This is a genomic window from Psychrobacter sp. 1176_08 (assembly GCF_052850615.1).
The window spans coordinates 1-16728 of record NZ_VXCU01000009.1; the positions used below are offsets into that span (position 1 = coordinate 1).

Annotated in this window: 7 protein-coding genes, 2 pseudogenes and 1 other annotated feature; of the genes and pseudogenes, 1 reads left to right on the plus strand and 8 read right to left on the minus strand. The window is 37.2% G+C overall.

Annotated elements, in window-relative coordinates; genetic code table 11:
- Positions 1–818 (minus strand): Ig-like domain-containing protein (locus tag FW759_RS11885; RefSeq protein WP_443509632.1); only part of this gene is annotated, 818 nt, incomplete at its 3' end.
- A gap of 82 nt (positions 819–900) precedes the next feature.
- Positions 901–1878 (minus strand): OmpA family protein, encoded by a 978-nt coding sequence (locus FW759_RS11890; protein WP_102092621.1) that lies wholly within the window; start codon positions 1876–1878, stop codon positions 901–903.
- A gap of 511 nt (positions 1879–2389) precedes the next feature.
- Between FW759_RS11890 and FW759_RS11895 the strand changes: the two genes are divergently transcribed.
- Entirely contained in the window at positions 2390–3373 is a 984-nt protein-coding gene (locus FW759_RS11895; RefSeq protein WP_446443145.1) for an IS4 family transposase, read from the plus strand.
- Here the strand turns inward: FW759_RS11895 and FW759_RS11900 are convergent.
- The 6 genes and pseudogenes from FW759_RS11900 to dnaB form a co-directional block, all read right to left on the minus strand.
- Positions 3337–4556: pseudogene (locus FW759_RS11900) on the minus strand (IS3 family transposase). The gene FW759_RS11895 and the pseudogene FW759_RS11900 sit on opposite strands and share 37 nt — an antisense overlap.
- Positions 4165–4281 (minus strand) — a sequence feature (AL1L pseudoknot). Its footprint overlaps the pseudogene before it by 117 nt.
- 247 nt (positions 4557–4803) lie before the next feature.
- The gene (locus FW759_RS11905) at positions 4804–8997 is read right to left on the minus strand and encodes an NACHT domain-containing protein (RefSeq protein WP_446443095.1); all 4194 of its coding nucleotides are present in this window, start codon (positions 8995–8997) and stop codon (positions 4804–4806) included.
- Positions 8998–9273: 276 nt separating this feature from the next.
- Entirely contained in the window at positions 9274–12420 is a 3147-nt protein-coding gene (locus tag FW759_RS11910) for a site-specific integrase (RefSeq protein ID WP_446443096.1), read from the minus strand.
- Entirely contained in the window at positions 12413–14728 is a 2316-nt protein-coding gene (locus FW759_RS11915; RefSeq protein WP_446443097.1) for a hypothetical protein, read from the minus strand. Before FW759_RS11915 ends, FW759_RS11910 begins: the two co-directional genes overlap by 8 nt.
- Positions 14729–14730: 2 nt before the next feature.
- Positions 14731–15336 carry a hypothetical protein gene (locus FW759_RS11920; protein WP_289048758.1) on the minus strand — a complete coding sequence of 202 codons (606 nt, stop codon included), beginning with the start codon at positions 15334–15336 and terminating at the stop codon, positions 14731–14733.
- 92 nt (positions 15337–15428) lie between these two features.
- Positions 15429–16709, minus strand: a pseudogene (dnaB, locus tag FW759_RS11925) (replicative DNA helicase); the annotation flags it as partial.
- Between the last annotated feature and the right edge of the window lie 19 nt (positions 16710–16728).

Consider the following 16728-nt stretch of genomic DNA (forward strand, 5'->3'; position numbering starts at 1 on the left):
ACTGGATAGTCAACGGCGATGGTCGCTTGGTTAGATTTCTCGCCCGTTTTATCAGACACCACATAGTCCACTGGCGTTGGATCCGCTGTAAAGCCTGACACTGGTGTGAAGATCACTTTGCCTGTACTGCCATCAACGGACCAAGTACCTTCGCCATCTACCACTACATTGGTGACTTCATTGCCTGTCACAGGGTCGATCAGCTTGACTGTCGTTGGGTCTAAGTCGTTTTCAGGGTCGCTGTCATTCGCTACCACGTCGATGATGACGGGCTGACCTGTTTCACCTTTAGCAACATCATCGGTAGCAACAGGCGGCTTGTTAACAGGAGGGGCTACTGGTGTTTTATCACTACTACTATTACTATTGCCAGCTATTAAACCGACCAGTCCTAGACCAGCAGCAGCCGGTATCCACCAAGGTATAATAGTAGCATACTCTTGGCCACCCAAAGCCTGCCCTTCTACCGCACCCTCTTCTAGCTGTGTTACATAATCATAGGTTTCGCCAGTATCTGGAATATAGTAATAGTACTCTCCATCTTCAGCGATTCCGAGCAAGGCACTATCTGTATTATCATAAAACCCTTCTATAATCAGGTCGCTTTCTTGACCTTCTTTTTCAAATGAGACATGCAAGTCGTTCTTGACACGTTTAGTAATAATATGGTTAGGCGCACGACCAATAGCAGTATCGTGAAACTCATAGTTCACTTTGTTCGTAGCAGTGATTACCGTAGGGACACCATCTTTGGTGACAACAGATATTTGGTCAATGGTCTGAGTAGCATCATTTATTTTTACGATGACAGTATTCATTGGGTTACCTTTTTTTAATGATAGCAGTACCATTTTAGATTTTATATGGCACGGTTTCAGTGGTTATGAAATTTATTTGATATTAATTATTTGGTCGCTCTTCAATAATGGCAATCACACGGCGATTAAGCTGACGGCCTTCTACAGTATTATTGCTGGCTCTTGGCTGTAACTCACCATAACCAATGGCATTCAGACGCTCAGGTGCAGTCCCAAATTGAGTGATTAACACTTCTTTTACAGCATCTACTCTACGTTGTGATAATGCTTGGTTATATTTTTCACTAGCACGGCTATCAGTATGTCCCTCGATAGTAACTAACGTATTAGGATATTGCGCCATAAACTCTGCTACTTCAGAGATCTTAGAATAGTAGTCTGGTTTTACTATAGATTTGTCGGTGTCAAACAGTACTTCGAGTTCAATAGTCATTTTTTCAGTTAATACGGCTGGTTGTTCTACTACTGGTGCTGGCTGCGTTACTGGTGGTATTGCAATCACTGGTGTAGGACAGTTGGGGACGACACGACTAATTTGGTGCGTTTGATAGCGTTTGGTTGCTAATAATGGCAATGCACTCTCTGTTGTTATCTGATCCAGTGTTCCTTGTCCACTTTCGTCCATGTCTACGTAGAAGAAGTACGTTTGACCACTAGCTAATTGGTAATCTTTTTGCTCAGCGAGCAAGTTATTGTCTTTAAAGCCAGTGGCATGAGCGCTTAGTTGGTTTGTGCCTACACAAGAGTTGACGGCGGTGTAGTTACCAGGATGTAGGCTGACTTGAAATCTGTCGTTGATTGCGATGTTGGCACTGGTTTGCTCAGGATCATTATCATTTTTTCGGATGAATATCAGGCGAGTTTCGTCATTAGCCACTTGTTCTGCTAGCATCTTACTAATATCAGTATCTACTTGGTTATTCCATGCGACTTTGCCAACACGTCGGCTATCTCCATCGTTATCAATACTATTATTGCTAGTAGTAGCACAGGCAGATATACCAAAAAAAATCGTTGGTAGCATAATAGTAGTGATGGCCTTTTTAAATACCTTTTCCATAGTAGATTCCTAAATATAAGTTTATAAAATAATGGTCACTTTAAGATTTTAAATCTCTTAGTCGTGAGAATCACGTCAGAGTCTTATTATTATGAAGTTAGCCATTTCTGATTACAGAGCATACGAAATTTCAATGCTTATACTAAATTTTAGTCATGGACACAAAGCCAACATAAATAGCAGATACTCTTTGCTTTACTAAATATTTATGTGCTAATTCTTTTCGTGTATCTAATAATATTTCTTGAAATGTGACACTTTTTTCTTTTAATCATCTTTGTAAAATACACACATTTGTATCTGGTACTTCTCTGCACACGACAAAAAAACAAAAAAGTCTGTTAAAGCAAAGGCATAATAGTAATTTTCAAGACGAATCAGACCATGCCAAACTTTAACAGACTTAGTGAAACTTTAACCCAAAACCTGAGCATGAACAAGGCAAGAATCAATTGTTTGAGCCTAATGATAATAGCCCTGATTACTGCTCAAAGCAGTAATCTTAAAAAAAATAGCAAGACACCTCCCTAAGGGTGGCAAGACCGACAGTCACTATCGCAGACTACAGCGATTTTTTGCCGAAGCGAGGATAGACTACGATCAACTGGCTTTAATGATATATCGACTATTTGGGCTAGGCAAAGTCACCTTAACCATTGACCGCACCAACTGGAAATGGGGTAAAAGTAACCTCAACATCTTTATGTTAGGGGTGGTATATAAAGGGATAGCCATCCCCTTATACTGGCAAATGCTAGATAAGCGAGGTAATACAAACCATCTTGAACGCTGTGAACTTATTGAGCGGTTTATCAAGCAATTTGGCAAAGATAACCTTGAGATGATAGTAGCAGACAGAGAGTTTGTTGGCGAAAAATGGTTTAACTGGCTCACCAATAATCACATACCCTTTGCCATACGGATTAAGAAGAACAGTAAAGTTAAGAATCATCATGGCAAGTTGGTACAGATTAAAGAGTTATTGCGCCATGTTAGCCATCAAGAAACATATCGACATGGACGAATACTGACTGTCGATGGTTGTTTGGTTCGAGTATTTGCCAAGCGTGATAAAGACTATGGTTTAGTGATTGTCGCAACCAATCAACTAGAAACAGTGGATGCGATGACAAGCTATGCTAAGCGTTGGGAAATTGAGACTTTATTTGCTTGTCTAAAGGGTCGTGGCTTTAATCTTGAAGATACCCACTTAACCCATCTTGATCGGGTCAGTAAATTAGTCGCAGTGAACGCCTTAGCATTTTGTTGGGCTTATCATGTCGGTATTTATAAAGACAAAGATAAGCCGTTAAAGCGCAAGTTAAAGTCAAACGCTCGACCTCAAGCCAGTTTGTTTGCGCTTGGCCTGGATGTGTTGATTGAGGGCCTTCACTTGGTGTTCTTTAACAATGATAAGACTGAACCGCCCCGACTATATCGGAGAGTGATTTACTTGAGTCAGGCAGCGATGCCTGACAGGGTTAAATTATCGTAATACCGCTTTTCAAACTCAAAGGGTGACACATAACCAATCGTGCTATGCAGTCGTATTTTATTAAACCAGTCCACCCATTCAAGGGTTGCCAGTTCAACATCATTGATACCAGTCCAGTTCTCCTTTAAATAGTCAATTACCTCAGATTTATAGAGTCCATTGACCGTTTCAGCCAGTGCATTATCGTATGAATCACCAGTCGTGCCGACAGAAGCGATGATACCAGAGTCACACATTTTGTCAGTATAGCGAATGGATAAATACTGAACCCCTCGATCACTGTGATGAATCACATCTTTGGGATTATTCCTATCTGCTATCGCTTGATTGAGCGCGGCCATCACCATATCGGTGTTCATGCGATTGGATACTTTCCAGCCCACAATGGCACGAGCGAACACATCAATAATAAAAGCAGTATACACCCAGCCGCTTGTCGTCTTGATATAGGTAAAGTCTGCCACCCAGAGCTGGTTAGGGCGATGAGCGCTAAAGTTACGATTAACCAAGTCATCAGCACGCTTTTGATCATCACGGCTGTGAGTTGTTATTTTACCCTTACCGCGCCAGACACCTTGTAGGCCATGCTGTCTCATTAAACGCTCGACGGTACACCGAGCAACCTTTAACCCGTCAGCTTTCATCTGCTACCAGACTTTACGCGCACCATAGCGGCATTTGCTGTCCTGCCAGATGCGTTTAATCTCGCTGAGATAGTAGTCGTCATGCTGACTGCGCAGTGAGCGTTTTTCAGGGTAGCTCTCCAAGTCTTTAGCACGGTGATAGGTTGATGGGGCAATCGGTAATACTCTACAGATCAGCTCGACCCCATAACTACCTCTATAGTCATCAATAAACTGAACCATTATCTGGGTGGACGGCCCGTCCCCGCCTGGGCGAAAAAAGCGGCAGCCTTACGTATAATCACATTGGCTTGCTTGAGTTCTCTGTATTCGCGTTCAAGCTCTTTGATACGCTCTTTGTCACTTTGAGCCTGCACTGAGGCGGGAATGGTTTGGTCTATGTGCTTTTTATGCCAGGATCGCAGGGTCTCAGGCGTACAGCCAATCTTTGACGCTATGGCTTGAATCGCTAACCATGTGGAAGGATAGTCGCTCGACGCTTCAATCAGCATGCGAACGGCGCGTTCTTTAATCTCAGGAGTGTAGGTTTGTTTTTTCATTGTCGTATTCTCTCAGAATATTAAGTCTCCGACAATCCCGGGGCGGTTCAGATTGAAATTATTAGTGTAATGAATAAATATTGATGATAATTGAATATTGGCAGTAGTGAAAAAGGGTGCTAACGTACTACGATATATAGCGTTAGCACCCTTTCCGTATTTAGCATTTTACTTAGGTAGTGTGCTTAATATTGGAGTTTGCCCCAGGAAACTCTTAAATTTTTAGTTTTCCGTATACTTATAAAACTCAAGTTGTAAAGAAAAAATCCTCACCGACCAACTCGCCATCTTCTAGGTAATATACACCCGAAATATTTAACCTTTTTTCAGTTGATTTAGTACCTCCGTACATCGCAATCTTCTCGGACAGTATTGTCCAAATTACCTTACATCCAGTATCATTTTGCAGATCTTCTAATACGTCCTTTTTCACAATTAGGTTGTTGCCAGACTTATTTCCATAAAAAGAAGCATCAAACATTACTAATTCATCATTCTCATTAACCCATGAACCAGAAAATTTATCATTTTTTAAATCTAACGCTTCAAATAGTAACTTAGCAGGTGCGCTGATGTTATAGCCTAAATCACGATTTTTTATCCCTTCTGAAATGTGACTTTCTGAACAAACATAGACTTCACCTAAACTATCTTCATTTGAACCAGCTCGGCGTTCATATATGTTTTGCCACCCAGAATTACCGTAATATTCATTTTCATAGACTTCAAGTAGAGGCGACCAGTAATACTCTAAGTTAAATATATCGTTATGCCTCTCTACAGGCTCAGGCATCCATCGACCCATAAAGTTTTTATTTTTTATATTTGTTACGATCAGATCAAAATCTTCATTTTTTACTAGGTATGCTTTGACCATATACCACATACTTTGATATGAGCCAGAATAATTACCATCACCCAACTTTTTATTAGGCTTAAAGTCAATATGCCTATGTAAAGACAACCATTCTTCATTTTGGAAGTCGTTTAAAATGACTTCTTTTGAATCAACTAAATTATCTTTTGAAACTACCCATTCTTCGAAATCATCGCTCCAACCATTGTAATTGGGATAAGTTATTAGACGAATATCTGTTGAATCAGGGGGAATAAATGTAGGGTCTATATCTCTAAAAGAAGGCTCTACAGAACCGTTGTACCATATGTATTTCTTATCATCTTTCCAACGTGTTGATGGATCTGTCATTTTAAAGTTATCTGCTACTCTAGCTACTACTTCATACATTGCCATCCACTGATATTTTTTACCAATTCGTTCTACACTATTTTCACTACGACCTGTATATGGGATATTGTTGTCAAACTCGCCGTGTTTTTCTGAATTATAGCCAAATTTATCAAAAATTATTTCTATGGCATAATTACTAAGCTTATCAATCTGCACGTTTTCCCAATCGTCTAAACTTGACTGGAAGGTATAACGCCCAAAATCACCGTACCAACCTGTACCTCTACCATACTCTGTCGTCATTGAGTCTATAATTTTATCTTGAGCAAAACGATGTTTAGGAATGGTTTTATCTTCATAATCATTCGCGTACTCATTGTCAATGTCTTCATTACTAGGAATAGTTTTAGGAAACACACTTTTATATGATGGTCTAGCTAACTTCAGCTCACTTTCGCTAAAACCTACTAAATTATGACTATTAGCATATTCAATGATATTTCGAGCAAAGTCTCTTACAAGAACATTAGGATACACCTCTTCTTTAGCGAAAATATTGCTAAGGATAAAACTGGATATCTCATTTATTGATTCATGGCTCTGTGACGATAATATTGCACCATACACTGAAGCTAAAACACGCTCAAACACATAAGGATCATCTACTTCTTGAAAGGTTGATAGCAATTGAACCGCAACATGAATATGGTTTTGCAGAAGGCGAGTCAATGCTATTGTGGCATTGTCTCGTAACTTAATGTTTGTACTGGTAAAAACCCAACTAAGGGCAACAGCGACTAGGTATCTGCTAGTATCGGTTAAACTCTCTGAAAAACCTTGTTTTTTTGCCCAGTCGATAAGCGTATAAATAGCAGAATCATCATTGATATAGCTATCACTAATATGTGTCGTCCAAAACGCATCTCTATCAGCTAAACTATACTTTGAAAGCCACTCGTGCAACTTTTTAGCATTTAATGGATGATTTTCTTTACCTGCTACCTTGTACTGTAGGTTTATAAATTCTGCAAACAGTCCTCTAGTTCTCAAAAGACTTTTATTTATATAACTTTTGCACTTGCTCAAATCAAAATTGCTATTGTCACGCCAGTACAAACCGTCAATGAAAGCACAGCCAAAAGAATAGTTTTGATGAACTTTATCCTTATCTAACAATTCAAACAGCTCAACTTCAAATTTGCTAGGAATAAGCACAGTTAAGATACTCAATGTGCCTTGTGATAGATATTGGCTTTTATACATTATGCTTGATATATCACAACTTAAGTAAGCTTCTAAATCATTCAGTGTCGCATTGTCATTACAAATAAATTCAGCGGTCAAATAGTCATAAAAACGCTCATACGAGAAATAAAGTATTTCGCTATTATCTCTTTGATTTTGGTAAGAAATCAGTAGGTTCTCGTCAATCAATAATTGCAAAAATGCATCTGCATTTAAAGAATAGGTTTGAGCATCGACAACTTGAATTGCATCTTCATAAGTTAACGATTGAGTATTATTACGAAAAATTTCTTCAGCTAACTTATTCAGTGTTTTTTGCACATAATTAAGAGCAGGTCTATATCCAAACTCATCAGCTATCTTGGCATTGATTGATGAGAAGTAATTATCGAAAACTTCTGTCAATACCATTGTGAAGTCATCGGTTTTTGCGTGTTTTCTATACTCGCAATAAATTTTAAGAAATAAAGGATTCCTAAACTCTTGCGTTAATAACGGCTCTTTGGGCAAAGCTAACTGATAGTACTCAAAGAATGACCGAACCGCCTCAAAAACGTTAGACTGAAACCCAAGATGGTGAATCTCATTGACTATACTATCCTCGATATCTTGCTGTACGTTAGTTAAAATCCCTTCTTTATATTCACTTCGAACTGATAGTACCAATGCTACCCAAGGATATTTTTTAAACTTTTCAATAAAACCTGCCAGTGTATTTTTCCAGAATGAACGTCCTTTGCCTTCGTTCAAAGCATCAATGACAATAGGAACTCTCTCTTGTTGAGCGTGACCTATGGTGTTTAAAACACCTAGAAATACATCTTCATTACAGTCAAGTCTTAGCTCATCTTTTAAGATTTGCGTCCAAGGGTTCGTGGTGTCTGTCAATGTTTGACCGAGAACGAAAATGCTGGGCTTATTATCTTTAATCAACTTGTTTGAAAAATCACCCAATAGATGAGACTTGCCAATGCCCGCATCGCCATAAACGATCAGACAGGGATGATTAAATAAATTAAATGTTTGTAACTCAACTTCAAAATCATCAATAGCATTCCTAAATTCGTACATGTCATTTTGAAACGTTCGTCTATCGCTATCACTTTCAATTGTTCTGCTTTCATTACTAATTTTATCGAGAATGCTTCTAGATAACCTTACTATTTCTTTAACTGCTATGTCATCAGTATTTCCAATTAGGATGACGTTGGCGTCTTCTCTTGATATATTTTGCCAACTATCTACTAAGCAATTTGATAGTTTACTAAAGTCATCCTTTAAATCTAACCCATACTTATCGCAAAATCCTTTTAAACTTTTAAGTGCTTTATAGAGCAAGTTAAGTTTCTCAAAAATATAGGTTCTTGACTGTTTATTCTTCAATACAGCATCAAGATAATGATTGATCCCATGTATTTCCACGTTGAGTTCAGGCGTGAACCTTGGTCCTAAATTTTTAATAGACGTATTGACCTGTTCGGCAAACCATGTTTTAGAAAAGCTATCCCCACCAAACCAAAATTGAACCATGCCCGCATTTTCAGGTTTTTGAAGTTTATTATTAAGTTCAAAAGCACCCCAAAACTCAACCTCAACGGTCATTCCTTTATCTGACGCTATCGCTTCACAATCTTCTACGAAGTCATTCCACCTATCTTGAAGGTACTTTTTATCTGGTATTCTTGGGTCTGCTCTATCAATAGGACAACAAACGTAATACTTCACCAGATTTGGGTGCTTTGTGATAGCTGTCTCAAACGATTTCTTAATCTGCTTGAATTGACTATCTTGAATATCGAAGAAGTACTTAGCCTGCCAGCCAATCTCTTCTTCATTGTCTAAAATTAAATAAGACTCAACGCCACCATCAGGAGCTTTTACTCTAATATATTGACCATTTTCTTTGTTCTCGTTATAAGCTAATTGGCAAACAACCTCTTCAAAGGCTGTGTTTTGTGAATACTCATAGCTTTTTATATCTTTCCAGTTGATATTATTTGCTAGCATAAACGTTGGTACACCTACTCAGATAAATGATTATATCGATATTATCAATAAACAAAGTTGATTACTACGAACTATAGACATAAACAACGTTTATAATGATGAGAAGAATTAAATACTAGGACATTATTAAGACCCAATTTTTTGTATGAGTTTACTTGCAGCTTATCATAATTAATTTATTTCCTAATTCTACATAGGAATTAAGCTTGACTAAAATTTTTTAGTTATAATATGCTTTCAAATTATTCAAGTTAATTTAGAGTAGTTAAAGCTAAATTACTCTATATAAATCAGCACACTCAATAAATATCCAAGATACTTCAGCACACCTGATGAAGCATAATAATTCTCAGATATAGCCATATTCTTATCTGATCGTTTGATTTTTTTCTGCACTACCCTAACTTCATAACCATGGAAATTTTGACGACTTCCAGTACGTATCTGACTATCTAGCTTCAAACATCGTTTTAATTGAGTTACTTCGTTTTCACCTGAAGCTCTAATTTGCCAGTGTAGTGCATTAATAAGTTTACATCCTACCTCTAAGAACTGCTCTAACATCTTTATTTCACTAGGCTTGATCCCAAAATGTATAGATGATGTTTTTATATTCTGTTTCGCTACGAATATTTCAACAAACATTTTTAGTTGATCGGGTTCATGAATAGACATTTGATATGCTTTTTCTAATGCTTTAACTAACAGTTCTTGATTCTTACTACCATTCGGCGAGCTTAGTAAAATTTTTTCATCGCTAGCAAAAATCAGATTTGCATTGTAATATAACTGTCTAGCTTCGGTTATATTAATGCCATGTCTTATAGCAACCTCAGGCAATAGTCTATCTCGTTTTTCTAAGTTAAGTTTCTGTAGCTCTTCTAAATAGGCAATCACATCCGAATATTTTTGATGAATAAAAATAGATTGCGATGCTAATCTATTAGATTCTATGACTGGCGAATTTGTAGAAATATTAAGACTATCAACAAATAAAGGGTTCTTATTAGTCACTAAGCTTTTAACTAAGTACGATCTTAGCAAGCTAAGTCTTACCTTTTTAGACTTAGCATCGTAAACATCTTTGTTTTGTCTATGTATAGTCTGATATTTTAAATCTGTGATTTGCTGAAAGACTGTATAAGGAAGTTGTAACTTAGCATCAGCTAACTGTATTGCTGTATGCAGGTGGGCAGTATGAATGTAGTGCTCAAATGTTGTATCAGGTGTCAAATGCCCTGCAAAACTTGCCAGCCCAAACCATGATCCTTGTGCTTTATGGTAGCCAAGGATACCCTCAATAATAGTCTCACGCTGCTTAGCATCATAATCTGTCATTATTGATGCTAAGGAAGACTTACCTAGCACTAAAGCCAGTTGGCTTATGGCTGTATGTCTAAAGCTATGAAAAGTAAAGTCATGCTCTCCAAGCAGTCTATCCCAAATTAACTTCATCATATTACTAAAGAACGTACTCGGTAATGGCTGTTTACCTGAACCTTGTGAGAACAAGTATTTCCGTTTTAACCGTTTCTGATGCTTAAAAAGCTCGATAAACAAATCCATTTCATCTTTTTTTAAAAGGCAGTTAATAGGTATTACACGACTTGCACTGCTACTTTTAAGTCTACGATAACGATTCGGTCTTATCCAAATCTTAGGCTCATCAATTTCTTGATTATAATTGTCAGTATAAATATCTGCAATATCTGAAACTCTAATACCAATGAGCTCTTTTATCCGTAGCCCTGTTCTATAAGCAATACTCAGAACAACTAGACAAATTCTTTTCTGCTCAAGCTCTAACTTTGATTCGTCAACATATACTTTCATAGCATGGTAGATGCGAGGAGAAATGATATTAGCTTTGACGATTTGCCTATTATTACGCCATGCAAAATATACATAGGGCGCATCATGACACTCACGCTGATAATCATGAAAAGCTCTTAAACGACCATAAGTAAACCCTTGACCATCTCTAAGCTTATTCATGTACGAACGATCATTACTACCTACTAGCTTATCATCAAAATTAGAGTCTTTATTTATGACTGATTTTTTTCGACCATCTTTATTTTTGCTCTGAATAACTTGCTCATAAATAACCTCAAAGTCTTCGCCGTCCCATTTATCTATATCCTCATTAATTGTCAGCATCAACCAATCGCGCCCTATACACCCCAAATATTTGCTTATGCTCTCTTGATTTAAACTTTTATCATCCAATAACTGACGTACCCATCCTAGTATGCGCTGTGCGTTTGGTTGAAGAAACTCATTCTGTAACTGCTCAATACCATCTATGGCATTTACTCTAGTATCTTTAAGCTCTTCCTGAATTGCTCTGATCATATTTTTACTAAACGCAGGATAACTTATACTTTCTCTACTTGCATTTATAGGCTTAGAATAATCTAGTTCAAATAACTCATTCCATTGTAGCTGTTTAACATTAGAGTTAATTTCTTCTTTATTGTAACTAAGCAGCTTATTTATAGGTAGACTTGTAGTTTTAATTTTACCCTGCTTGATCGTAGCTAATGCATTATCAATATCAGCTCCTTCTAATTGTCTCCAGTGATAGTTAGCGTATTTGATCAGGTGTGAAAGATGTGGCTTTGTCCTATCTTTGTTTTGCAGTGAAAGCTTTCTACTAATATCACTAATTATTGTATCGAAAGATTTAATGTCTCCCTTTTTAAAAACTTTATCCTTTAACGCATATAAAAAACACAACGTTACGTCATCTGGAACATACTCAACATAGCGTTTTAATTCGCTGTCAGGAGTATCACTTGAGTTTCTACTAGATGACTCCCAACACCCATAACTATTATCGTCAATAACTAATAGAATAATCGGTACACTCTCAACACCTACCGTATTACCTTCACTAGGTAAATCTATTCTATAGACTTCGGATTCAGCCAAAAGCCATTCGTAAAATGCTTTTAATACTTCAATATCGTTAAGGCCGCCGTAGACAATGCTGCAGAATATCGCGGATTCGACCAAATCATTGGTAGTGAACTTTACCTTCCTTTGCCATATTTCTATCATTTCTCGGCTGGCTTGACTGACCTGTGACCCCTTTACGAACCAATCATAACCAATGCTCAAGCTGTCTCTCTCTGCTAAGACAGGAACAACTGGCTCATCAAGATAAACTTTATGATTTTTATTATATATACGAATAACTTCTAAAAATCCTTGACGTGCCAGCTGAAAACTAAGAGGAGTGTCAAAGTTGATTTCTAAAATAGTATTTATATCTTGGTAATAATCAAACAGATCTATACCTTTACAGAGTGGATTAGAGTTCATATAAGACTTAACAAGGCTTTTAGCTTCGTTCTTAATGTCCTCATGAGCGCTATTACGATTCTCAGCTCTTAGCTTATGTGCAACTAGCTCAGACATATATAGTCACCTCAACTTGTTTCAGATTAAGTTCATAAGCAATTTCATCCAAATAGTTACTTATTCCCTTTAGCTCATTAATTGATAATGAAGACATTGGATGCATCGCCTCCTGATCAGGGTGTTCATGACCGTAAAGAGCGCATATCAAGTGCTCTGGCGCTCTATTTACTAACATTGATCGCAACTGGTGTCTCAGCCAATTGTCTTGATGACTAAAGAATCTCTTTAATTGATAGCGAACTTTGCTAGGTGTAATGCCTGAAAACCCCTTAGGGTTTTTACTAAAGATTTGAATAAGAGGTTGGCGAGAGTTTAAAATATCATCTATGGGAAACTGCTCAGAGGGATATATAACATTATGCAGTGAAGCAAATTCTTTTATATATTCAATATAATTTTGTATCGCTATAATTAAAAATTTGCTTAAAGGTATGAGTCTTCCCTGCTCTTGTCCTTGACGCTCTTCTTTATCAGAGACCCAAAACAACCCTGCTATAAAATCAAGCTGGTTTAACACACCTGGCGCATGTACAACAGGTCTTATACCTGTCTGAATCATGATAATATGCCATAGCCAAATACCATAGGCATTAAACTGCTCTATATAACGATCCTGTCGAATACTTAAGTTTCGCTCAAGGCATCCATTAAAACTTTCGGCTCCATTCGCTAATTCTGAAAAGAACTTTTGACATGTCAGTTTATTTAAAGCCATATCACTACCGATATAACTCTGGCGCTCTATATTTTCTGATTTAGTTTTGTAATCTTGACGAAGCTGTGATTGAATCATATCAGGACAATATTTTCTCATTAACAAAATAGCACTTCTATATGTATTCTCAATACTATTAGAATCAATGCTTGTGTAGTAAAGAGGCGAGCTATGTCTAACGTCAACACCAGTGATTAAATCAGCGTGCAACGGCTCATTTAACTTATTTTTTATGATGAGGTATAGAGCTGAATTTATGTGTTGATAACTGAGTGCAGGCAGGTCTAATTGTTCTTGTAGGTCTTTTAGTATTTCAGATATATCTGTATTTTCGATATTGACTGCGTCAATAATGGAATGCAACTGAGTAGGTAAAAGAAGTATAAATTCGTTATCAATGCTCTTGCGATGTTGTAGTAGATGACTTCTGCGATTCATAGTAACGTTTACTACAATCTTCAAAGTGTAGTAGCTTTCACCTATTATTTTTTTACTGCTGAGCCACGTGCGTTGGCTTTTCTCTTTGCCAAGTTCATTAATGACTTCTTGGATCTTACGTCCACTAAGGAATGACATTAAGATAACTACATAGCCAAAACGACTATCATCATCCGTAACCATTGAAAGCTGCCAAACTCTATTAAACAATTTTTGAATACTGAGTAAACTTAACTGCCTTAAGCTTGTTGGAAAGCCAAATTGATTGCGCCTAGCGTGGCGAAAGTTATTTTTGAGTTTCCATTGCTGCAGCTCAGCAGACTTAGCAGTATACTTAGAAGGCTTAAAATCATTATCTAAAAGCTTCTCTGGATCATCATCAGCTAAATTTTCATTGGAGGACACATTATCGTTTTGGTGACTTATCCCAAATATAGTGGCTCTAAGTGGTTCATCATCACTATCAAGAAAAACCTTGTTTAAACCAACACTATTATTGTCAGTGTCATCAGACTTAGAATAAGTCTTGCCAATAAACGCTTTATCTTCCGCCACAACCTCATAGGCGAGCCTAATGCGGCTAATTTTTGCTGCCAGCTTTGTATTGACAACCTTATTTGACGCTTCTGACTGCTTAGTTAAAGCCTCATACTGGCGAATAGCATTTAGTACACTTTCTAATGAACTCTGCTGGGCATGTATACCAATGAGCTCATTTATTATTTCAGATTGAGGATTGTGCGAATTTAATCCCATTCTGACTCTAACGCCTAACTGACTGACCTTAGCAAAGTGATTATCCTCTCGCAGTGTGATCCTTAAAATTATTTGTAGGTAAACACTCATAAACTGCCAAGCACTGTTTTTGCTATCTACCGTTCCATATCTTTTATAAAACATTACGAGCATATATGAGACAGCCCATTCTTCAATTTTCTGCTCTTTAATAATCGTATTAGCTATGCTAGCGCATTCATCTCTTGTAAAAGTCACCTCAAATAAATTTATAGTGGAGTTTATATTCAGAGCAAAGTCTGGCCTAAAGCCCACTACGTAAATAATCAAATTTTGTATTTTTAGACTGTCAGGGGAATCTTTAGGTATTAACTTATTGAGAGCTGTTTTTAGCTCATCTCTACTCAAATTCATCATAATTAGTTCACCAGCCAATCCATGTTTTTTGGAATACCTATCACATCGTTCTCAATAGATCTTCTGCATTGTTGATACTCAAAGCTTGCCTTTTTAATACCTGCATATTGACAATACGACTCAACGGATAAAACCTCTATGCGCATCAATTTACAAATAACTGAGCTAGGCGCTGTCTGCTTAAGCGCCTTAAACAAGTCTAGATGATTAATATTTTTTAAATTAGTAAGTTGTACTACTTCAGACCATGCCAGCATTTGAATATCTTTGATGCTCTCAGGCGTAACAAGACATGGATAACTGTCCACGTCTCTTACTCTTAATAAGTCATTAACTCTCTCAAAATCACCAATAAAATAATATGTATCACTACTATTTTTGATTACTCTAATAGGTGGGCAATAAAACTTATCTAGATATCTAATGCTCACAGAAGATGATCTGAGCCTAAGTCTTTGCCAAATTATTAAAGCTTGCTCAGCTTGCGGATGTATAAGCAATTTGTCTCTATTTAAATTAATGAGCTTTTGATTCGGTTTTAAGTTTGTAGTTCCCATTGTTGACTTCATTCCATAAGTTTGATTTATTATTCCTGTCTGTTCAGCCATAAATTTGAGTGCTTGTTGATAAAGTAATATATTCCTCACCATTTTCAGAATTAATCGTAAATAGGTTAAAACGAATTTTCATAACACTAGCTTTAAGCGAGATCAGCGAAACGACTGTATTCTCCTTCAAACTTAACTTTAACAGTACCAATCGAGCCGTTACGCTGTTTGCCAATAATCAACTCAGCAATGTCTTTTTGACCTGACCTTTCGTTATAAACCTCGTCACGATAGATAAAGATGATATGATCAGCATCTTGCTCAATAGAGCCTGAATCTCGTAAATCGCTCATAATCGGACGTTTGTTATCTCGATTTTCTAAACTACGATTAAGCTGCGATAGCGCAAGCATTGGACAATCAAACTCTTTAGCGAATCCTTTTAAAGCTGACGATATGTCTCTAATCTGCCCTTCTCGATTGTCTTTTAGATTAGTAGCCCGGATCAACTGAATGTAATCTACTATGATTGCCGATATTCTGCCGTGTTTTTGGCGTATGCGGTTTAATGTGGCTCGCATCTGTCCTGTAGTGATGCCACTACGGTCATCAATAATCATCGGTAATGCCTCGATGCGCTTTTTGTTACTCATGATACCTTCCCAATCCTGTGTATCTAGATTTTGTCCGCTAAACACTTTGCTCATATGTATGTTAGCCATACTGCTTACTAAACGCTTAACAATACTAGCTTTTGGCATCTCAAGGCTAAAGAACACAACAACACCGTCTTCATTTTGAGAAATATTTATAGCGATGCTCTGCCCCAATGTTGTTTTACCCATTGAAGGACGAGCTGCAATAACCACCATCTCACCATTCATGACCATTGTTTTATTATCGAGCTCGACCAACCCTGTTTTAATGTTTGGTGAAACCCCTGCAGTGGCATTGTGTTTTAAATCTTCTACAAAGTTTTCTATAAGTTGACTAATGTTTGAGTAGACCTCGCTGACTGTACCCTGCATTACTGCATTAACATCTTCAGCCGTTAAGCTCCAAGAATCGATAGGCGCTAAATCAAAATTAGAAATTTTAAGTTTTGCTCTTTCATAACATTCACTGATTTTTCTACGTTGCGATAAATCAATTAAGCGTTCTATGTAGCTTTCAATATTAAAAATCGATGGTGCAATTGTTTGCAGCTCATTCGATATATATTCGATAATAGCCTTATCTCTCTTATCGGCTAATAATTTATCGATAATCATTACTCTGTCGTATGGCTGCCCAGATGTAGCTAGTGACTCGATAGACTCATATATTAGTCGATGCGCACCTGCATAAAAGTCATCAGCTTTTACTTTTCCTACAACCTTGTCGTAGGCATTATCTGTTGAGATAAGCGTAGAAATTACAGATTGCTCAAGACCTGTGTTATATAAATGATTC

What these genes read in the sequence shown, in the direction of transcription:
- FW759_RS11890 (WP_102092621.1), bottom strand. Translation starts at nt 1,878, where the DNA reads ATGGAAAAGGTATTTAAAAAGGCCATCACTACTATTATGCTACCAACG.
- FW759_RS11905 (WP_446443095.1), bottom strand. Translation starts at nt 8,997, where the DNA reads ATGCTAGCAAATAATATCAACTGGAAAGATATAAAAAGCTATGAGTAT.
- FW759_RS11910 (WP_446443096.1), bottom strand. Translation starts at nt 12,420, where the DNA reads ATGTCTGAGCTAGTTGCACATAAGCTAAGAGCTGAGAATCGTAATAGC.
- FW759_RS11915 (WP_446443097.1), bottom strand. Translation starts at nt 14,728, where the DNA reads ATGATGAATTTGAGTAGAGATGAGCTAAAAACAGCTCTCAATAAGTTA.
- FW759_RS11920 (WP_289048758.1), bottom strand. Translation starts at nt 15,336, where the DNA reads ATGGCTGAACAGACAGGAATAATAAATCAAACTTATGGAATGAAGTCA.